This window comes from Pseudovibrio japonicus, from assembly GCF_014651595.1.
GTDB lineage: Bacteria > Pseudomonadota > Alphaproteobacteria > Rhizobiales > Stappiaceae > Pseudovibrio > Pseudovibrio japonicus.
The window spans coordinates 820406-840068 of record NZ_BMXE01000001.1; the positions used below are offsets into that span (position 1 = coordinate 820406).

16 protein-coding genes are annotated in these 19663 nt (G+C 53.1%); 6 read left to right on the forward strand and 10 right to left on the reverse strand.

What is annotated here, in order from left to right; genetic code table 11:
* Positions 1 to 26 precede the first annotated feature (26 nt).
* Entirely contained in the window at positions 27 to 3485 is a 3459-nt protein-coding gene (gene smc / locus IE076_RS03655) for a chromosome segregation protein SMC (protein ID WP_189435369.1), read from the reverse strand.
* A 93-nt stretch (positions 3486 to 3578) separates the two neighbouring features.
* Positions 3579 to 4220 carry a DsbA family protein gene (locus IE076_RS03660; RefSeq protein WP_189435370.1) on the reverse strand — a complete coding sequence of 214 codons (642 nt, stop codon included), beginning with the start codon at positions 4218 to 4220 and terminating at the stop codon, positions 3579 to 3581.
* A gap of 520 nt (positions 4221 to 4740) precedes the next feature.
* Between IE076_RS03660 and IE076_RS03665 the strand changes: the two genes are divergently transcribed.
* On the forward strand, positions 4741 to 5226 hold the full coding sequence (locus IE076_RS03665) for an AprI/Inh family metalloprotease inhibitor (RefSeq protein ID WP_189435371.1): 486 nt from the start codon (positions 4741 to 4743) through the stop codon (positions 5224 to 5226).
* Positions 5227 to 5262: 36 nt separating this feature from the next.
* Here IE076_RS03665 and IE076_RS03670 read toward each other — a convergent pair whose 3' ends face one another.
* Complete coding sequence (locus IE076_RS03670) at positions 5263 to 5799, reverse strand: DUF721 domain-containing protein (RefSeq protein WP_189435372.1); 537 nt, start codon at positions 5797 to 5799, stop codon at positions 5263 to 5265.
* A gap of 137 nt (positions 5800 to 5936) precedes the next feature.
* On the opposite strand from IE076_RS03670, the gene mutY reads away from it, so the two are divergent.
* Entirely contained in the window at positions 5937 to 6992 is a 1056-nt protein-coding gene (gene mutY / locus IE076_RS03675; protein WP_189435373.1) for an A/G-specific adenine glycosylase, read from the forward strand.
* Between the two features lie 12 nt (positions 6993 to 7004).
* On the opposite strand, the gene IE076_RS03680 is transcribed toward mutY, so the two are convergent.
* The 3 genes from IE076_RS03680 to IE076_RS03690 form a co-directional block, all read right to left on the reverse strand.
* On the reverse strand, positions 7005 to 7937 hold the full coding sequence (locus IE076_RS03680; protein ID WP_189435374.1) for a DMT family transporter: 933 nt from the start codon (positions 7935 to 7937) through the stop codon (positions 7005 to 7007).
* A 171-nt stretch (positions 7938 to 8108) separates the two neighbouring features.
* A complete protein-coding gene (locus tag IE076_RS03685) occupies positions 8109 to 8498 on the reverse strand; it encodes a tautomerase family protein (RefSeq protein ID WP_189435375.1) in 390 nt (129 codons plus the stop codon).
* Positions 8499 to 8759: 261 nt separating this feature from the next.
* A complete protein-coding gene (locus IE076_RS03690; RefSeq protein WP_371871464.1) occupies positions 8760 to 10268 on the reverse strand; it encodes an AMP nucleosidase in 1509 nt (502 codons plus the stop codon).
* Positions 10269 to 10507: 239 nt separating this feature from the next.
* Between IE076_RS03690 and IE076_RS03695 the strand changes: the two genes are divergently transcribed.
* Entirely contained in the window at positions 10508 to 11731 is a 1224-nt protein-coding gene (locus IE076_RS03695) for a glycerophosphodiester phosphodiesterase family protein (protein ID WP_189435376.1), read from the forward strand.
* Between the two features lie 52 nt (positions 11732 to 11783).
* Here IE076_RS03695 and IE076_RS03700 read toward each other — a convergent pair whose 3' ends face one another.
* Positions 11784 to 12392: a DJ-1/PfpI family protein gene (locus IE076_RS03700; protein ID WP_189435377.1), complete on the reverse strand. Its 609-nt coding sequence runs from the start codon at positions 12390 to 12392 to the stop codon at positions 11784 to 11786.
* Positions 12393 to 12717: 325 nt separating this feature from the next.
* Between IE076_RS03700 and IE076_RS03705 the strand changes: the two genes are divergently transcribed.
* On the forward strand, positions 12718 to 13848 hold the full coding sequence (locus tag IE076_RS03705) for a site-specific DNA-methyltransferase (RefSeq protein WP_209008798.1): 1131 nt from the start codon (positions 12718 to 12720) through the stop codon (positions 13846 to 13848).
* 211 nt (positions 13849 to 14059) lie between these two features.
* Positions 14060 to 14836 carry a hypothetical protein gene (locus IE076_RS03710; RefSeq protein ID WP_189435378.1) on the forward strand — a complete coding sequence of 259 codons (777 nt, stop codon included), beginning with the start codon at positions 14060 to 14062 and terminating at the stop codon, positions 14834 to 14836.
* A gap of 64 nt (positions 14837 to 14900) precedes the next feature.
* On the opposite strand, the gene tyrS is transcribed toward IE076_RS03710, so the two are convergent.
* Together tyrS and IE076_RS03720 are read right to left on the reverse strand one after the other, a co-directional pair.
* Positions 14901 to 16172, reverse strand: a complete 1272-nt coding sequence (gene tyrS, locus IE076_RS03715; protein ID WP_189435379.1) for a tyrosine--tRNA ligase — start codon at positions 16170 to 16172, stop codon at positions 14901 to 14903.
* Between the two features lie 233 nt (positions 16173 to 16405).
* Positions 16406 to 17104 (reverse strand): HAD family hydrolase, encoded by a 699-nt coding sequence (locus IE076_RS03720; RefSeq protein WP_189435380.1) that lies wholly within the window; start codon positions 17102 to 17104, stop codon positions 16406 to 16408.
* Positions 17105 to 17316: 212 nt separating this feature from the next.
* Here IE076_RS03720 and IE076_RS03725 point away from each other — a divergent pair, with 212 nt between their 5' ends.
* The gene (locus IE076_RS03725; RefSeq protein ID WP_189435381.1) at positions 17317 to 18249 is read left to right on the forward strand and encodes an alpha-1,2-fucosyltransferase; all 933 of its coding nucleotides are present in this window, start codon (positions 17317 to 17319) and stop codon (positions 18247 to 18249) included.
* A gap of 22 nt (positions 18250 to 18271) precedes the next feature.
* Here IE076_RS03725 and IE076_RS03730 read toward each other — a convergent pair whose 3' ends face one another.
* A complete protein-coding gene (locus IE076_RS03730) occupies positions 18272 to 19456 on the reverse strand; it encodes a glycosyltransferase family 61 protein (RefSeq protein WP_189435382.1) in 1185 nt (394 codons plus the stop codon).
* Positions 19457 to 19663 lie beyond the last annotated feature (207 nt).

Genomic DNA, 19663 nt, shown 5'->3' on the forward strand with positions numbered 1-19663 from the left:
CATTCAAGGGCGTATTGTACCCTATTTTAGGCCGTCTCTGTGAATCGTTCAGCCATCTCAAGATCCACTGAAACCAGCTGAGAGACCCCTCTTTCTGCCATGGTCACTCCAAACAATCTGGACATGCGCGCCATGGTAATCGGGTTGTGTGTAATGACCGTGAATCGCGTCTCGGTGTTTTGCGTCATATTCTCCAGCAACGCGCAATAACGTTCTACGTTGGCATCATCCAACGGGGCATCCACTTCGTCCAGAACGCAGATCGGGGCCGGATTTGTAAGGAAAACTGCGAATATAAGCGCCATAGCAGTAAGCGCCTGCTCGCCGCCCGAGAGCAATGTCATGGTCTGAGGCTTCTTGCCGGGAGGGCGTGCGAAGATCTCCAAACCCGCATCAAGGGGGTCTTCTGCATCCACCAGTTTCAGCTCTGCAGTACCTCCGCCGAACAGGTGCGTGAAGAGGCGTCTGAAGTGGTCGTTGACCTGATCGAAGGAGCTCAGCAGACGTTCCCGTGCTTCCTTGTTCAGATTCATAATTCCTGTGCGCAACTTCCTGATAGCCTCAATCAGGTCGTCTCTTTCGCTTATGAGCGTGTCGCGCTGCTCGGTTATTTCCTGCATTTCTTCATCAGCACGCAGATTCACCCCGCCCAGACGTTCGCGCTCGGCCTTGAGGCGGTCGAGCTTGCGTTCAGCTGCTTCGGCATCCGGTAGTGGAGCGTCCTGCGAGAGGCCGGTCATCTCATGGAGGCGGGAGACAGCGACTTCCAGTGTCTCATCCACCCGGCGCTCAATTTCTGCGCGGCGTTCTTTTGCGGCTTCGAGGCGTTCCTCAGCGCGAACCTTCCGTTCGCGTGCTCCGGAGAGGTCTTCCATGGCTTCGCGGGCCTTTTGGTCGGCGATCAGTTGACGCTTTTCGCCTTCGGCCAGTTTGTCGTCAGCTGCCTTGCGGGCTTCTTCCGCATTTGCGAGGCTGGTGAGCAGATCCTGACGCTTGAGTTCAATTTCCTCAGGGCTTTCCAGAAGGATCATGCGCTCTTCGGCGGCTTCATCGCGGCGCTGGCGCAAGACTGAGATCTGCCTGTCGGCGTTTTGCACGCGCTGCACCCAGTTCTGGCGGTCGCGCTCAATGGTTTCGAGGCGCTTGGCCCGTAGCTCGGCTTCGCGCTTCAAGGCATCCGTGGCGCCTTTTGCTTCTGCGAGCTTACTGCGACACTGGGAAACTTCCTTGGTCGCGGCTTCCAACTCGGCTGAGACACCTTCAATGTCCTGCAATTCTTCGAGGGCAGCTTCTGCTTCTTCCAGTGAGGCGGCTGTTTCCTCAAAATCCTCATTGGCGCGGCGGAGCTGCTCTTCGAGTGTTGTCTTGCGCACGGAGAGTTCCGTTAAGGCGCGCTCCGCTGCGGCGAGCTCTTCACGCAATGCAATGATGCGAGATTGTTCTAGGCGGAGCTTCTGGCGCATGTCCTGCTCAGCCGTTTCCGCCTGCCGCCTGTGTTCTGCTGCGGTTTCGAGGGCTTGTTTTTTCTCGCTGACCAGCTCTCTTGTCTGATCAACGAGTTCTTCAAGCTCGGCAAGGCGATTTCGTTGAGCGAGGCGCTGTGCTGCTGGTGTTGGCGCGTCGGCTGCAATGACCAAACCATCCCAGCGCCAGAGATCACCCTGCTTGCTGACCAGTCGCTGACCAACCTTCAGCTCTTTCCGCAAGGTTAAACCCTGCTCAGCATCAACAAGACCAACCTGAGCCAGACGGCGGGCCAGTTCACTGGGCGCCTTTACATAGTCAGACAGAGGCGTTGCACCGGCTGGTAGATCAGGGTCAGCCCCCTGCCCTGCGCTCAGGCTCCAGTGCACAGGAGCTTCCGGTTCCATTGCTGCATCAAGGTCTTCGCCCAAAGCCGCACCGAGGGCGGTTTCCAGACCCGGACTGACACTCATCTTGTCTACGGCGGGCGTCCAGTCGCCGGTTTGGCCTGCGGACAGAACGGCCTGCAAGGTTTTGGCTTCCGTCTCATATCTGGAGAGAGCTGAATCCGCTTCATTTAATGGGGCGCGACAGTTGCTCTCTGCCTCACGAGCCGCAGCCAGTGCTTCTTCAGCCTGAACTGCGGTTTCTTCCGCCTCTGCCAATTCTTCCAGAGCCATCTCCAGCTCTTCGCGCTTATCACCCGGTCCACTGGCGGCTTTGATATCACCCTCAACAGCTTGCAGCTGTGCTTTAAAGCGATCTGCTTCTTCCTTGAAGCGGGCGCTCTTTTGGCGGATGCCGGAGATCTGACCTTCCAACTGATTGTGGGTTGCGAGGAGGCTGGCGTGATCCTGCGTGATGCGTGAGTGCTTCATCTCACTGGCATCGAGATTGTCTTCGGCAATCAACACCAGTTCTTCAGCATGTTCCGCACGCTCGTCCAAGGTTTCGGCTGCTTCGAGGAGTTCCTGTTTTTCCTCCTCCAGCTCTTCCAGATGACTGGTGTTTTCGCTGGCAAGGCGGGCCTCGCGCTCGATATCCTGCTCCATCTGGGCAAGGCGGGCTTGGAGGTCTGTCAGCTTTTCCTTGATGCGGCGGTCTTCAGAGTCCAGATCGTTCTTTGCGATGATCAGGTGCTGGAGCGCGGCGGCGGCACCGCCTGCTGCTTCTCGGAGCTTTGGAATCTCATGGGCTGCAAGTGCCTGCTCTTTGGCTGTGGAGGCTTGCAATCCTGCAATATCGCGCATGCCGATCTCGGCTTCGGCGTATTGTTTACGGGCTGCTTCCAGCGCGGCGGAGGCCTCCTGCCAGCGCAGGTACAGGATCGTTGCTTCGGCCTTGCGAATTTCGGAGGAGAGATTGCGGTAGCGGGTGGCCTGACGGGCCTGCCGTTTCAGGCCGTCGAGCTGTCCCTCAATCTGCAGGACCACATCTTCCAGACGTTCCAGATTGGTTTCAGCAGCGCGCAGGCGGATCTCTGCTTCTTTGCGACGGCTATGCAGGCCGGAGATGCCTGCTGCTTCCTCCAGAATTTTCCGGCGTGAGGTTGGCTTGGCGGAGATCAGCTCGCCGATCTGTCCCTGACGCACCATGGCTGGTGAGCGCGCACCGGTGGAGGCGTCAGCAAACAGGAGCTGCACATCTCTTGCACGAGCGTCCTTGCCGTTGATCTTGTAGACCGAGCCGGCCTCGCGCTCGATGCGGCGCGTGACTTCCAGCATGTCGCTGTCATTATAGCCTGAGGGAGCGGTGCGGTCTGAGTTGTCCAGGAACAGGGTGACTTCTGCGGTATTTCTGGCAGGCCGGTTGAGGCTGCCGGAAAAGATTACGTCATCCATGCCGGAAGCGCGCATGTTCTTATAGGAGTTCTCTCCCATTACCCAGCGCAGAGCTTCTACCAGATTGGATTTACCGCAGCCATTGGGCCCGACAATACCGGTCAGGCCGTCTTCAATGACAAACTCCATGGGCTCAACAAAGGATTTGAACCCGAGGATACGGAGGCGCTGAAACTTCATTGAGCGCCCCCTACTCTTACAACAGGGTGCAAGCGTTCATACGCGCATGGATCTGCGAGCAGGTTCGTCAGCCCAAGGGGCTGCCCGCTGCTTTTACAGATTCTTGTCCACGTACGTTTTGAACTCGTCAAACGAGAGTGCCCCGCTTACCTTTTCACCGTTGATAAAGAAGGTCGGTGTCGAATCTACGCCCAGAGTGTTGGAGCCATAGTCACGAACTTCCGTTACTCCGTCTAGTATTTCCTGATTCGTCAAGCAAGCCTTCACGCTATCTTCTGTGAAACCAAGCTGCTTACCCATGCTCAACAGGGCGTTGTACGGGTCATTGGTGAAGGCCCAGTTACGCTGCTCTTCAAACATCAGGTCTACAATGTCGAAGTATTTGTCTTCTGGTGCACAGCGCGCAAGCATAAAGCCAGCTGCGGCGACTGTATCCAGTGGGAATTCACGGAAGATGAAACGCACTTTGCCAGTGTCGATGTATTCTCTCTTCAGCTCTTTATAGGTGGTGTTGTGGAAGTTCGCACAGTGACCACACGTCAAAGACGCATATTCGATGACTGTTACCGGTGCGTCCGGAGAGCCAATCGCCTGTTCAGGCAATGGACCGACCTTGTCCAGCTGTGCTTCAGAATAGGTCTGAGCAGAGGCAACGGTCGGCATGGCAGCGAATGCAAGAGAAGCAGCAGTGAGAGCACTGGTGCGCTCAAGAAACTTACGGCGAGAGAGTGTCACGTTTTTCTATCCCAGTTTAAATCGATGTTGCCCTGTCTGCTGACCCAGCACGGTTATCCACGAGTGGCAGCCAGAGATTGGCTGCGAGTATAACCCTTTTGAGTCAGGAACCTCTGATCACAAGCTGGTGAACAATCATGCAAACCATTACCTGCCCACAGCTCGATTTCCAGCAACACTTGGTATTCAGGAAACTATGGCAAATAGTTGTTGGAAGCTACAGAATATAGTGCGTACTTATACAAAATTTTGTTAAGTCGCCGTTCTGACAGGCTCGCGGTGGGGGATTTAGGCTAACCGAAAAATACGAGGTGGCCCTGCGCTCTTTGGTTCCTTGTAGTGGACTCTCCTACGCGATCAGACCTGACATTTAAGCCTAGTCTAAATCATTGGGCTCATTACATACCCACAAGAATTATGCATGGAAAACATCAATTATTTTATTAGTTGTTTTGTTTTTGCCTCATTATTGAGTTATTAAAGATTTATAGAAATCAGAAACAAGATATACGGACATACCATGAAGCGCTTGACTGCACTAATGCTTCTCAGCACTCCACTGATAGCCTGCCAAGCCTCTGTATCTGAAGATTTCGTCGAAGCTATACCTAGTACTACTCAGGAATCGACAGCGGATGTAGCCGCTATACCTGCGACGCACATTGGAATCTATACTGGCACAGCCGACCTCAGTGCACTGACCTCCACACGATGGGTGGTGAGCGAAGGCAGCGGTGGCAGCTCTGCGTCGTGTCGCGTTCAATTCAGCAAAACAGCATCAGCGGCTTCCACCGCAGCGGCAGCACGTGGCCTTCCTAACGGAATGGCTGCAACAAGTGGCTGCATGAATGAAGAATTGAGCAGTGTGACGGCGTGGGCTGTGAATGGGGACACCATTGAGCTGCGCGATGCACAGGAAACAACTACTGCCTACCTTTTGATGGAACGCCCTGACTTGCTGCTGGGCTATACTGCAAAGGGCCACGATCTGGTGGTCAGCCAGTAAGCTTTTCTCAGGGCTTTTTCGAAGATTATGGGAAGATCAGGTGTTGCCTGCCGGAGAGCGGGCAACAATGCACTTACCCAGCTTTTCCAGCGCACTCTTCAACCGCTCATCAGAAACATCTGCAACCTTTTGCTCGATGCGTCGGTTTTCGATCTCGGAAAGCTCGCGAAGTGGCTTGGGGGTAGTCTTTTTTGAACGGAGGACGGGACGCTGTACGACCTTGATACGACCTACTGCATTCCAGCCGAGAAAGGCGTTGATACGGTCTCGTAGCTGAGGAGCTTCGTGGGTGAAGAATAAAGCAGTGGCGCCATCGGTATGGACAAGAAGAGTTGCCGGTTCGGCTACAGGCTCACCATCGGTGCTTTTGGTTCTTGGCCAGATAAGTCTACCGGGCTGTACCTTTCCGTGATACTGCTTGCCGACAAGTTCAGGCCAAGCAGCGAGAAGATCAGCACTGGCAAATCCACGCTTACGCGCAACAGGGTGCATAGTCTTACCGATCAGCTCGCTTAGCTGATGGTTTGATCTTCTGGGAGCCCGATTTTGCGCAGTTGCTTTCATCGTCTTCATCACGCCATGAGATTAAGGCACATATATGACCGTTGCTTTATAGTAGTTTTAAATTAGTCCCGTTTTTCGCGGTACCATGAATTACCAAGGGAACCCCAATTACTTGGGGAGCAAAACCAAGGTTAACCCACAAGACCATGCAAGATACTCTAGCTCTTCTTTACTGGTATGACAGAAATTCTCGCCAACTACCATGGCGAACCGCCCCTTCTGATATACTTTCCGGTGTAAAACCAGACCCTTACTATGTCTGGCTATCCGAAATCATGTTGCAGCAGACTACTGTGGCAGCGGTAAAAGGTTACTTTGAACTCTTCATAAAGACATGGCCGACACTTGCTGACATGGCCAATGCAGAGGAAGAAGACATCCTGAAAGCGTGGGCGGGGCTGGGTTATTATTCCCGTGCACGAAATCTGTATAAGTGTGCACAATTTGTCCAATTGCATCATAATGGACGTTTTCCCGAGGAAGAAGAGCGGCTTTTGAAGCTCCCCGGCATCGGTCCTTACACCGCTGCGGCGATCTCCACCATTGCCTTTGGACGGCATGCTGCGGTGGTGGATGGCAATGTGGAACGGGTGTTATCCCGTCGCTACGGGCTACTCACGACGCTCCCTGCCCTCAAGGCGGAGGTAAAGCCGTTAATGGGGGAGATGACGCCACATGATCGCCCCGGAGACTTTGCGCAGGCCATGATGGATCTTGGCGCGACGGTTTGCACGCCCAAGTCTCCAGCTTGCGGGATCTGTCCGTGGTTGGAGGTTTGTGAGGGCCGCAAGCAAGGCATTGCCGACACGCTGCCGCGCAAGGCTCCTAAGAAGATGAAGCCGACACGTCGGGGTATGGCGTTCCTGCTCAGTGATGAGAGTGGCCGCATTCTTTTGCGCAAGCGCGCGGATAAAGGCCTGCTTGCGGGTATGAGCGAGCCCATCACCACGCACTGGGCAGACGATGCGGCGCTGGAAGACCTGACCGCTGCACCAATTCAGGCGGACTGGGTGCGGACGGAGAAGGATGTGAAGCACACCTTCACGCACTTCCATCTGGAAATGAGCGTCTGGCAAGCACAGGCTCCTGCCACCTACGAAGAACCCGAGGGCTATTGGTGGTCAGAGCAGCATGAGCTTGAAGGCGAGGCTCTGCCCACGGTAATGAAAAAGGCGCTTAAGGTGGGTGGGTTGATTTCGTGATTGGCCGCGGGGTCAGGTTGTCCTTGCCTTTGATTGGCGAAGCGACAAGCCCCCTGCCCCGACGATCAGCAGCATGCCGAAGATAGACAGGACGTCGGGCATTTCAGCGAAGAAGATCACTCCCCAGAGGAGTGCGAAGCCAACATACGCGAAGTCAAAGGTTCCTATGACCGAAGACGGGCCAGCTTGGTAGGCTATTGCAGCTCCGACGCTTCCCACCAGAATTGCAATCGCCATCAACGAAATAGACAGCCATTCAGAACTCGCCATTTGCGTCCAAGGAGCCAGCAAGAATCCTTCACGAGGCTCGGGCATGAAGATTACGATTGTGATGGCTGCCAGCGCCCCGACGACAATGAAACAACAATTGAGCATGACAGAGAGCATCACCGGGTTCACTGCTCGGCACTTTGTGCGTGTCAAGATCATAGCTAAGGCGTAGAGCACAGCGGAGACAAGTGGTAGTAACGCATGCAGATTGAAGTTCTCTGCTTTTGGTCTGAGTATGAGGAGCACTCCAACAAACCCCAGAATAACTGCAAGCCAGCCCAGAATGCTTATCTTGTCGCCAACCAGAATAGCGGAGAAGAGCACTATGAAGATCGGCAGGGTGTAGTAGGCAGCAGCAGCAATAGAAAGATCTAAATTCGGCAGAGCAACATAGTAGGCAACCCACATGCCCACAAGCAGCAAGCTGCGCAAAACCGCCCAACCCAACGCAGGCGGGATCGTGAGGATCTCAGGACTGCGCAGACGCATGTAAACAAGAAGCACAGGCAAGACCAGCAGCGAGCGCAAAACAAAGATCTGCCAGATCACAAAATTCCGGCTGGAAAACTTGATTAAAGCGTCCCCCAAAGACAGCACCAACACGGTGAAGATAATCGTTGCAACTGCAAGCGGGATGTTATCGTTCCGCTCAGTTGCTATTGCCACGCGCTGCATATTGTTTCCCCCAAATTGCATGCCAGCATCGAAGAGCGCGGGTCTATTTGTCAACCTTGAGTAGGCCTCAAAAAAGCCGGGCTAAAACCCGGCTTTTTTATTCTTCCAGTTGCCAACCAGCTCTTATTGGTTAGCGGAGTTGAAGTCGTTTTCTCTTACCGGAGTTACGCCTTAAAGGCCTAAGACAGATTTAACAGAGCCTGCTTCGCTGAATGACCAGTCAACAGCGTTATTCTCGATAAGAAACATAATAGAATTGTTCGGATCAAAGCCAATCCCTCCGAGACGTTTACGCATATCTTTATAAAGCGCCTCTTTTTGCTGTTCTGAACGGCCTCCCAACAATGCAATCTCAATAACAATGGTTGCTGCAGGGTCTCTTTCACCAAGAAAGGTTGGATGAAACATCATGTCTTCTGGCTCATAACGAGAAACCAAACAAAAATCATCACTGGGATTTACACCGCATGTCGTGACTAAGCTTTGATGTAATTGGTCGTTTATTGCACGGCACATTGCACTCGGAAGTGCTTTTGGAACATGAATCTTGTTAAATGGCATGCGGATAATTTTCCTAGTATCTTGGCAGAATGAGTTTGATGCAGAACAGCAGCGAGACCACTTGATTGCAAGCACGCGAACGCCAGATCTACTACTCACAAGGAAGAGATTATAACGATTAGATTTTTGGAGTTAGATGCTTATTCTGAATTAGCATTAGGTAATTTTGTCAGCATGCTTCTTCTAAGTCAACAACACCCTCAATCAAAAAAGCCGGGCTTAAACCCGGCTTTTCTTGTTCTTATAAGTCACAGCAGACGTTTACTGGAAAGCGGTTTCCATGAAGCTGCGGAGTTTTCGAGAGTGGAGGCGATCCAGTGGCATCTCTCTCAGAATTTCCATGGTCTTCACGCCGATTTCCAAGTGCTGATCTACCTGTTTTCGGTAGAAATCCGTTGCCATGCCCGGTAGTTTCAGCTCACCGTGTAATGGCTTGTCTGAAACACAAAGCAAGGTTCCATAAGGAACGCGGAAGCGGAAGCCGTTGGCGGCGATGGTTGCGGATTCCATGTCCAGTGCAATGGCACGGGACTGGGAGAAACGCTGCACCGGCTCGCGGTGGTCGCGCAGTTCCCAGTTGCGGTTGTCGATGGAAGCCACGGTGCCTGTGCGCATGACGCGCTTTAGGTCATAACCTGTGTAGCCGGTGGTTTTCTCAACGGCTTCTTCCAGCGCAACTTGCACTTCCGCCAGTGGCGGGATTGGGACCCATGTTGGCAGATCCGCATCAAGCACCTTGTCCTCGCGCACATAACCATGGGCCAGCACGTAGTCACCAAGCTGCTGACTGCTTCGCAAGCCAGCACAGTGACCAAGCATCAGCCAGGCATGAGGGCGAAGCACGGCGATGTGGTCCGTAATGGTTTTAGCATTGGACGGGCCAACGCCGATATTCACCATGGTGATACCGGAGCCATCTTCACGCAGCAGGTGATAAGCGGGCATTTGCGGCAGACGTGGAGGCGCTACACCTTCGCGGGGCTCTCTATCACCTGCATAGGTAATGAGGTTGCCCGGCTCCACAAACGCGGTGTAACCGCTGCTCGGGTCATTGATCAGTTGCTTCGCCATTTGCGCGAAACCATCAATGTAGAACTGATAGTTTGTGAAGAGTACGAAGTTCTGGAAGTAACGCGGTTCGGTTGCCGTGTAGTGCTGTAAGCGATGCAGCGAATAGTCAACGCGCGGCGCGGTAAACGGTGCCAGTGGCTCAAAGCCATCTTTTGCGCGGTAGGTGCCATTGGAAATGGCATCGTCCATTACAGCAAGATCAGGGACATCAAACACATCGCGCAGTGGACGCTCTTCGTGAGACGGGATCGCGTCTTCCACATTCGCACCGTTATAGAACGCAAAGTGCAGCGGGATTGGCTGATCGCTCTCAGCAATCACAACTTCCAGATCATGATTTTTGATCAGCAGGTCAATCTGGTGTTCCAGATAGTGCCGGAAGAGTTTAGGCCGTGTGATTGTTGTCTTATATTTGCCAGGTCTGGCTACGAAGCCATAGGACAGACGTGTATCCACTCGAGAGTGGCTGGAAACATTAAACCTCAGTTCTGGATAAAATGCTCTGACACGATTTTCCGGCATGCGTTCACGGGCAGCGGATTTAAAATTATCGCGCAGAAAACTAGTCGCCCGATCAAACAGATAGATCAGGTGGTTGACAGCTTCTGTGGCGTCTTTAAAGGACTTTGGGGCAATTGCTTCAGGCGTACGGATGGAACGGCTTTCCACCCCAACGTCGCTATCGGATATAGTCGACACGTTCGGTTTCTCCTTTTTCGTGTCACTACATATTTGAGGAATGTTTACGACATGGTCAAGACAAACAAGATATAAATTCGAGTATTTTTTTAGCGACTGATGATATTTTCATCTTATATCAACCCTAACTCAGCGCAGAGAGTTGCAATTCCTAACGGGGTAAAGTCACTTGGAACCTTCCGCTTGCTCTGCAAAATCGTCGTGCAGAAGCATTCAGCGATCTGGAGGGCTTTTTTCTCATGCACTTTCTTCGTCCTGCCGCGCTTGGCTTTGTCGCCAGTGCGTGTCTTAGTGTTGGTGCAAATGCTGCAGCCGAACTGGGACCACGCCCCGCTTTCCTTGTGGAGCAGATGAACGACAGTCCGCTGAAAGCGCAGCTGCGTGCCTGTATCAATGAGCCCGCCAGACCCTCCAGCCTTTCCATCGGGCACCGGGGGGCTCCCCTCCAGTTTCCTGAGCATACGGTTGAATCCTTTAGTGCTGCCGTTTTGATGGGTGCGGGTAAGCTGGAGTGCGATGTCACCTTCACCAAGGACAAGGAGCTGGTTTGTCGTCATGCGCAAAATGATCTGGCGACAACGACCAATATCATCACAACTGCGCTTGCTGGTACCTGCGTGACGCCGTTTGCGCCTGCGACCGACGGCGAGAACGCGACCGCCGAGTGCCGAACCTCCGAGATCACGCTTGACGATTTTAAAAGCTTGCATGGCAAGATGGGTGCTCATAACCCGCGGGCAACAACCCCTGAGGCCTTCCTGAAAGGCACAGCTGACTGGCGCACAGACCTTTATGCTGGCGCAGGTGCTGGCGGCACTGTGATGACACATGCTGAGGTGATTGAGCGATTCAAGGGGGAAGGTGTCAAGTTTACGCCAGAGCTGAAAGATCCAGTCGTTGAGATGCCGTTTGATGGTTTCTCGCGGGAGGACTTTGCCCAAAAACTGATTGATGAATACAAAGCAGCTGGTGTTCCACCTTCTGACGTCTTCCCGCAATCCTTCGGGCTGGATGACGTGCTTTACTGGATTGAGAATGAGCCTGAGTTTGGTGCGCAAGCAGTGTTTCTTGATGGCCGGTACACTCAGGCGGGGTTCGACACCTCTAACCCGGCAACCTTTGAGCCCTCCATGACCGAGTTGAAAGAGCTGGGCGTAAACTATATCGGCCCTCCCCTTTGGAAGCTCGTCACACTGGAAGACGGGCATATCGTGCCCTCTGCTTATGCAGAAGCAGCTAATGAGGCGGGTCTGAAGATCTTTACCTGGACTATGGAGCGCTCTGGCCTGCTTTCACATGACGGAGGCGGTTGGTACTACAGCAGCATCAATGAGGCGATCACCAACGAAGGCAGTGTTTACGAGTTGCTGGACGTGCTTGTAAAAGATGTGAAGGTGAGCGGTGTATTCTCTGACTGGCCAGCCACGGTGACCTTTTACGCCAACTGCATGGGCATTGAGTGATCTCGCAACATTCACAGGCACCAGGAGGGTGCTCCTATGAGCGCCTTTCGTTTCATATCAGGCCATGAGCTTGCGCAAACGGGTCATTGTGCGGGTCATCCGACCAGACATACTCAGCAAACAGCGCTGCTTTTTCTGCTGTTTGCCTGCCATAAAGCCGCACAATCACCGCAAGACTCATATCTATACCTGCGGACACGCCTGATGAGGTGAAGAACTTTCCATCTTCAACCCAGCGCGCTTTGCGTTGCCAGCGCACATTGTCTGACTGCGATATAGCCCAGCTCCAAGCGTATTTGTTTGTTGTAGCCGTGTGTCCATCAAGCAGGCCAGCCTTGGCCAGAAGTGCAGCGCCTGTACAAACGCTGAGCACCAGCTCTGCCCTGCCCGCTGCCTTTTGGATCAACTCAAGAAATGAGGTATCTGACACCAGCGCCCGCGTTCCCGGTCCTCCTGGCACCAATAAGATGTCGTAGGCACTCTGGTTAGTCAGCATTGCATCTGGCAGAGCCGTTGGTCCCTGAGCGCTTTTTACCGTGCCTTCCTCGTGGCTGAGGAGCTGGATCTGGAGGTCTTTGCCGGCCAGAGCGAACATCTCCAGCGGACCATAAAGGTCGAGGAGCTCAAAGCCCTCAAAGATCACTGCCCCAATCGTCTTCATGTTGCCCCTCCTGACCTGCCACAATGATTAACCGATTTACCCGCTGTCCCCGCATTGAATTTACCTAGGGTCTTTTGACTAGCGAAAAAGCTTGACTCTCAGAAAAATATTTTGCCCCGCTAATTTCGCCATTTTAACTCCTCATAAACCACTGACCCAAGGGAATCCTCGGGTAAATGTTAATGGGAGTTAACTTCGGGGCGAATATGCGAATCTGTAAATAAAGCGTTGATTCTTAAAGAATAAAACATATCCACTATTAACCTCTGGTTTACCATAGTGAGTAACCATAGCACTCATGAATTGCGTGAGGTGATGCGTCGCAATGAGAGTACAGCGTAAAGAAGGGGTGTCTGTTACGGCACCCCATATTTCCTCCAAGCCAGACTGGCTTGATACGATTATCAAGGGCGACTGTGTCGAGGCTTTGAACAAGCTTCCGGATAACAGCGTGGATGTGGTTTTCGCCGATCCCCCTTATAACCTGCAGCTGGGCGGAGACCTGCACAGACCAGACCACTCCAAAGTGGATGCCTGTGATGATCATTGGGATCAGTTCTCCAGCTTTAAAGCTTATGATGAGTTCACTCGTGCATGGCTCACGGCGGTTCGTCGCGTGCTCAAGCCAAACGGGTCCATCTGGGTTATTGGCTCTTATCACAACATTTTCCGCGTAGGTGCGGTGATGCAGGACCTTGGGTTCTGGATCAACAATGATGTGGTTTGGCTGAAGACAAACCCGATGCCGAACTTCCGTGGCAAACGTTTTACAAATGCTCATGAGACGCTCATCTGGGCGTGCCCTTCACAAGAGAGCAAGCCAACCTTCAACTACGATGCTATGAAGACGTTTAACGACGACCTTCAGATGCGGTCTGACTGGGTGCTGCCTATCTGCACTGGTCATGAGCGTTTGAAGGACGACAACGGCGACAAAGTGCATCCAACCCAGAAGCCGGAGAGCCTGCTTTACCGCGTGCTGCTTTCCACTTCCAATCAGGGCGATGTGATCCTCGATCCGTTCTTTGGCACAGGCACCACTGGCGCCGTTGCCAAGAAGCTGGGCCGCCACTTTGTGGGATGTGAGCGTGAAGACTCTTACATCAAGGCAGCGTCTGAACGGATTGACCGGGTGACACCTGCCAACGATGATTTCCTGGCAATGACGCAAGGTAAACGCGCTCTTCCACGAGTTCCGTTTGGCAACCTGTTGGAGACCGGATTACTGACACCGGGTGCGGAACTGACCGACGCCCGTGGACGCTTCAAGGCGACGGTTCGCGCCGATGGTTCCCTGATCTGCGGCGAGCATTCCGGCTCCATCCATAAGGTGGGTGCGCTTGTTCAAGGTCAGCAAGCCTGCAACGGCTGGACCTTCTGGCACATCAAACGCGGCAAGTCTCTTGAGCCGGTCGACGCCCTTCGGGAAGTCGTTCGCTCTCAGATGCCGAAGTAGCGTTCACAACAGTTCCTGCGGCGACCTTGCCTCGCGGCTCACAGGGTTTGTCACAGATCCTGCTTCTTATCCATATGAACTTAGCCCCTGCCCTCACCGGCGGGGGCTTTTTTATGGTTTGGTTAAGGATGATGCCGATCTGAAGGCCCTCCCCGATCACAGATGGAAATCCCATCCGTCCCTTTGAGCGAGAACGTTCGAAGGAGACATCATGACTCTCAATAGCTTACTCCTGATGCACATGATCAAGCAACGGCGACGGGCGTTCTCCAAACAAGAACAAAGAAACGGAGAACAAGACGTGCCACATGAACTTAACATGCCGCATCACGACATGCCTCGCGCAGTTATTTCTGAAGAGAACATCATCTTCGGAACAGCGGCTCTTGATGTAAACTTAGATCTCATTCCTGGACAGCTGCCGAGCCTCTATTTTATGGACGGAAACGGCATATTCGTACGCCTTAGGGTCCTTCATCCAAGTGGTTTCGCTGTCTTCGAAGCAGATCATGCGAGTGTCTTCGCTCGAGTTCCCGGTCAATTTGAGCAAAATCTCGGAAACACCGGCGATGCAGTAAGACACAGCCTTATGCTCTTAGCAGACGGTAACGCTCCGGTCGGCATTGTTGACAAGAAAAACAATGGAGTATTTGTCTGGTATGCAAATGAAGCCGCGATGTCGAATCCGCGCAACGGCCAACCTCTTGACGAACGAGATGAACAAGGTCCGCCAAACGGGTATCACCACAACGGTCATTCCATTGTGCACCGTAATGGGATCATCAATTACTACGATGAACACTATCCCGGCTTCTTGGATAAACTGATGCTTCTTGGGCAGCATGCACAATCATATAATGTTCAGGTCGGCGATCTCATTCAAAACATCCCGATCCGCACTAACGTTGAATATTTCCAACGCAATGAGTTTGCAACCGGAGCGGATCAGCGACAAGCAATCGTTGCACTCGTAAACAGTTTCGTTTGATCAATTACTCACACCATAGTTTGGGGCGGTCTACTAACCAGTGACTGCCCCATCTTCATTTCGATTACACAAACTCCACCAAGGCCTTACGGCGCTTTCCAGCAGCGATGGTCAGGCGTTCGCCGGGTTTTAGGTCGCCTTCAGAGATCATCCGGGTTTCTTCCAAAACGATGGATGAGTTCAGGCGGATGCCGCCGCCACGGATGAGGCGGCGGGCTTCGCCGTTGGTTTCGGCAAAACCGATCTTCACCAGCAAATCCAACAGGCCAAGTGGCTTTGCCAGGAGTGCCAATGGGAGCTCATGGGTTGGCTGGGTAAGCTCCTGCTGACCGCCGAACAAAGCTTCACCCTGCTGGAGAGCAGCTTCGGCTGCGGCCAGACCGTGGACGATGCCGGTGACCTGCGTTGCCAGTATCTTCTTGGCCTCGTTGAGTTCCTGCCCCTTCAGGGAGGACAGGCGGTCAATTTCACCCAGTGGCAGGTCCGTGAACAACTTGAGGAAGCGGGAAACGTCCGCATCATCCACATTGCGCCAGAACTGCCAGAAGCCGAAGCTGGAGAGGCGGGACGGGTTGAGCCACACCGCGCCTTCTGCGGTTTTTCCCATCTTGCTGCCGGATGCCGTTGTCAGCAGCGGCTGGGTGAAGCCGAAGAGATGCTTTCCGGACCTGCGACCTAAGTCAACGCCATTGACAATGTTGCCCCATTGATCGGAACCGCCAAGCTGTAATGTACAGCCGAAGCGTTGGTTAAGCTCAACAAAGTCAACGGCTTGCAGCATCATGTAGCAGAACTCAAGCACGGAAAGTGGCTGCTGTTCTTCAAGGCGGGAGCGGACACTGTCGAAGGTCATCATGCGATTGACGGTGAAGTGGGTACCGAAGTCCCGGAGGAACTCAAGGAAGCGAAACTCGTCCAACCACTCAGCATTGTTGACGACTTTGCCCTGCCCATCGGAAAGATCAAAGAGACGCTCTACAGTTGCGCGGATGCCCGCAAGGTTATGGGAAATCTGCTCATCATCCAACAGTGGGCGGCTTTCAGTGCGGAAGCTTGGATCACCCACGCGCGTCGTGCCACCGCCAATCAGAACGATTGGTCTGTGACCGTTTTTTTGGAGCCAGCGCATGGCCATGAGCGGCACCAAATGACCAGCATGCAAACTGTCACCTGTTGCATCGAACCCAGCGTATGCGGTGATGGGACCTGCTTGCAGTTTTTCGTCCAGCGCTTCCAGATCGGTGCATTGATGCAGGAAGCCGCGATCAATCAGCAGCTGAAGGGCTTCGGATTTAGGACGAAAACAACGGGTGGTATCAACGACTGTGTGTTTCATAATTCTCTCCTGCGCCGCGCAGGAGAGCTAAAACACGAAAGCCGCCTACGCGGCGGCTTTTGGTTCTGACCTCAATTTTACATGAGTTTATAGGAACGCGGCCGCCGATATGTCGGTCGCATAATAATAAACTGCAGAAATGATGGTCAGGTTCTTGCTCATGCCCAAGTGTATGACTGCAACTGACTGTCTGTGTCAAGAAAATTTTAGCAGATTGTGCTCATTACCCGATTTCAGGCAGGGGTATTAAGCAGATTCAGCTGCTTCAGGAGGCGCACTAACTCTTTCATATCATTGAAGATTGCCAGAGGCTCTTGTTGTTCCAGCCGGTTGTGCAAATTCTGGTCGGCATGGGTGGCGCCAGTGAAGCCCAGAGCGTCCATTCCAGCGGCGCGAGCGGCCTGAAGGCCGAGGTGGCTGTCTTCGATGACGATACATTTTTCCGGAGCGACGCCCATCTCGCTTGCTGCTTTGAGGAAGACATCCGGCGCAGGTTTGCCCTTCTCCACCAGATCTGCCGAGAAGTACTTGTTCTCGAAGCGATCATGCAGGTTGGTCAGCTTGAGCGTGTATTCCAAACGTTCCATGGAACTGCCGGACCCAATGCACATTTGCAGGTTTGGGAATGATGTGTCCAACTCATGCAATGTGTCGTAGATGCCAGCGATTGGCAGCAAGTCTTTCTCGAAGGCAGCTTTGAGTGCCTCATCCTGATTTAAAAGAGCGTCATGATGGCGAATATCGCGGCCAGTCTCTGCTTTCACCTGTCCGAAGACCTCAGCGGCGGACACTCCGCAGAAGCGTGCAATCATATCTTCGGTCGAGATCGGGTAGCCCGCCTTCGTGAAGCTTTCGGCCTCCACCTTGCAGCCAATCCACTCGCTGTCGATCAGGCAGCCATCACAATCCCAAATAAGCAATTCGTAGTTCATGAATAAATCCAGTTGGTTAGGTCGGTCACAGAGTTTCCGACAAGCATGGCATTTTCATGATAATTTCGACTTGCGCCACAACTTATTCTTGTAAACTCGAGGTAATCTCGCAGCTCTCTCTAAGATTTACTCCCAAAAACCTAGTAGTGAGCCTTTGCCAAAGCTCCGTTAGGCTGAGGGGTAAATGAGCTGATTTGTGTAGCGGGGGACGTATGTCAGTTGATTCTCAGGTACGAAGGTCTGGAGCTGCGGGGCGACGCAAGCTCAAACCCACTTTGATTGTCCGCATCCGCGGCGGCATTGGCAATCAGCTCTTTCAATATGCGCTGGGGCGAAAGATCGCTCTTGAAACCGGGATGAAACTCCGATTTGACCACAGTGAGTATGATCGCTACTTCAATCGCTCCTATTGCCTTAACCAGTTAAAAATACAGGGTTTGTCTGCCACAGAATCCGAGAAGTCCGCAGTACTTTGGCCTGCACACGCCTTTGGGCGAACGGTCAAACTGTGCCGTAAGTTCTACCCGTTTTATCAACGGCGATACATTCGCGAGGATGAGCTTCTTCGCGATGGCGAGGCTCCTGTGTTGACGCAGAGTAGTGCCTATCTGGATGGGTATTGGCAGAAATGGAAAATCCCGTTTTCGATACTAGAACCGCTGCGTGACGAGATCACATTAAAGCAGCCAATGGTGCTGGAGCGATTGAAACTACAGCAGCGGATTAACGCCGGCCCGTCTGCTGCGCTGCATGTGCGGTACGGCGACTATAGTCAGGCTCATAATTTGCGCAACTTTGGATTGTGCTCTGCTGGTTATTACAAAGGCGCGATGGATTTCCTTTGCGAACGTATTCCCGGGCTAACCTTCTATGTATTCTCCGACAGTCCGGAGCGAGCGCGGGAGGTGGTTCCACAGCAGGACAATGTGGTTTTTGTTGACCCGATGCAGGATGGAAAAGATCACGAAGACCTGCTGGTTATGTCCTCCTGCGATCATATTGTTACAGCGAACAGCACCTTTAGCTGGTGGGCGGCTTTCCTCAATGGAAACGAAGATAAGCATGTGATTGCACCGCTCAAATGGTTCAAGAACCCCAATCTGGACGACAGCCTGATTGTTCCACCCAGCTGGCAGCGGTTATGACGTCTCCTTTCCGTAGATGGGACTAGACCGACCCGTGGGCGTCTATTTCGTCCAGAATCTGCCCGATTGCCTTTTGAGACAAAGAGAAATGCTGGTGTGCGCCGCTCTCCTCGCCAATCACGGGGGCGTAACTTAATCCGCGCAGATGCGCGATCCATGCATAAGCGCTTTGGATGTAGTCCGCCGGGAAGATCTCGATCACCTTACCGCCCGCTTGGGAAAACAGCAGATTTGTCAGGCCGGCACCGTGGGTTCCCACAATGATCTTGGCCTCATTGAACAGCTGTACCTGATCTTCGTGGCCCAGAGTTCCGGGTATTATGGAATGGAAGCCGCGCGCCTCAAGCTGGTCTTTGAGGAATTTCTCGTTCAGGATTTTGCGCGTTTTTGCGTCATCGCGGGCGATGTACAGCTTCAGGGTGGGCTCGCTTACCGCTTGTAAATTATAGGCCGACAGATAATGAGCGGCGATCATGGAGGCCGCCTGCTCACTTGGTGGAACACGGAATTCGGAGTTCATCTGCGCTAAGCAGTGGTACAGTGTCTGGCAATGGATGCGCTCATTTGCTTTGCACTCTTCCAGTTGGAGCAGGGGTGTCTTTTTTAGCAGGTGCCTGTAGAACGCTCTTTGAAACTCGGGCAGGTTTTCGCGCACCAGAAGTGTGAGCGGGAAAGTGCGTGGTTCCAGATGCTCCAGCAGGAACATAAGCGGATAGGCCGCGTCAGCCAGAAAGTGGTAGTAGTGGCGATGGCCAACTGCCATACCAAGCATGTTGATGGCTGCCGTTTCAATTGTACGGTCCGTTAGCTGGGCAAAGCGCATGTTGTTCGGCGCAGCGGCTTCCACCTGACGGTTCTGGGCCTTTATGACTGTTGAGCCCGTACTGCCAAGAACCATGGTATCAACGAGCTTGTGAAGCAAGAGCCGCGTGAGGCCTGCTGGTGGGAGTGGACCAGCAGATCGTTTCTGTTCGAGCGCGCCATGTTCTTTGAAGAACGTTAGGATGTCTTTTGGCAGGTCGTGCTTGCTGCGTTCGTCTGCGGTTAGCAGAAGCTCATTTGGGGGCTGATCGAGGATCGCCTTATCCGGGAAATAATTGTACTTGTAACCAATGGCCGGAAAGTTCTTGGCAATGGCTGCTTGCATTGAGAACCGAAGCTGCCGGCTCGTTGGCAACCAGCTACGCCATCGCGGTGCTTTGCGCATCCTTACCTCACCCGTTCATCTCTAGGCTGCTACGTTCATCAGCACTTCCGCAGAAAGTTCTATCGCTTCTTCACGTATAATCTTCTCCGAAAACTGGAGGTATTTTCGGAAATACGCACCAAACGCACAAATGAACGTATACCCCGAGGGACCCTGCCAATATCCTCGTATTCTGGTAGATCAATTTCTGTAGAGAGTGATCTCGGG

What these genes read in the sequence shown, in the direction of transcription:
- smc (WP_189435369.1), bottom strand. Translation starts at nt 3,485, where the DNA reads ATGAAGTTTCAGCGCCTCCGTATCCTCGGGTTCAAATCCTTTGTTGAG.
- IE076_RS03665 (WP_189435371.1), top strand. Translation starts at nt 4,741, where the DNA reads ATGAAGCGCTTGACTGCACTAATGCTTCTCAGCACTCCACTGATAGCC.
- IE076_RS03670 (WP_189435372.1), bottom strand. Translation starts at nt 5,799, where the DNA reads ATGAAGACGATGAAAGCAACTGCGCAAAATCGGGCTCCCAGAAGATCA.
- mutY (WP_189435373.1), top strand. Translation starts at nt 5,937, where the DNA reads ATGCAAGATACTCTAGCTCTTCTTTACTGGTATGACAGAAATTCTCGC.
- IE076_RS03680 (WP_189435374.1), bottom strand. Translation starts at nt 7,937, where the DNA reads ATGCAGCGCGTGGCAATAGCAACTGAGCGGAACGATAACATCCCGCTT.
- IE076_RS03685 (WP_189435375.1), bottom strand. Translation starts at nt 8,498, where the DNA reads ATGCCATTTAACAAGATTCATGTTCCAAAAGCACTTCCGAGTGCAATG.
- IE076_RS03695 (WP_189435376.1), top strand. Translation starts at nt 10,508, where the DNA reads ATGCACTTTCTTCGTCCTGCCGCGCTTGGCTTTGTCGCCAGTGCGTGT.
- IE076_RS03700 (WP_189435377.1), bottom strand. Translation starts at nt 12,392, where the DNA reads ATGAAGACGATTGGGGCAGTGATCTTTGAGGGCTTTGAGCTCCTCGAC.
- IE076_RS03705 (WP_209008798.1), top strand. Translation starts at nt 12,718, where the DNA reads ATGAGAGTACAGCGTAAAGAAGGGGTGTCTGTTACGGCACCCCATATT.
- IE076_RS03710 (WP_189435378.1), top strand. Translation starts at nt 14,060, where the DNA reads ATGACTCTCAATAGCTTACTCCTGATGCACATGATCAAGCAACGGCGA.
- tyrS (WP_189435379.1), bottom strand. Translation starts at nt 16,172, where the DNA reads ATGAAACACACAGTCGTTGATACCACCCGTTGTTTTCGTCCTAAATCC.
- IE076_RS03720 (WP_189435380.1), bottom strand. Translation starts at nt 17,104, where the DNA reads ATGAACTACGAATTGCTTATTTGGGATTGTGATGGCTGCCTGATCGAC.
- IE076_RS03725 (WP_189435381.1), top strand. Translation starts at nt 17,317, where the DNA reads ATGTCAGTTGATTCTCAGGTACGAAGGTCTGGAGCTGCGGGGCGACGC.
- IE076_RS03730 (WP_189435382.1), bottom strand. Translation starts at nt 19,456, where the DNA reads ATGCGCAAAGCACCGCGATGGCGTAGCTGGTTGCCAACGAGCCGGCAG.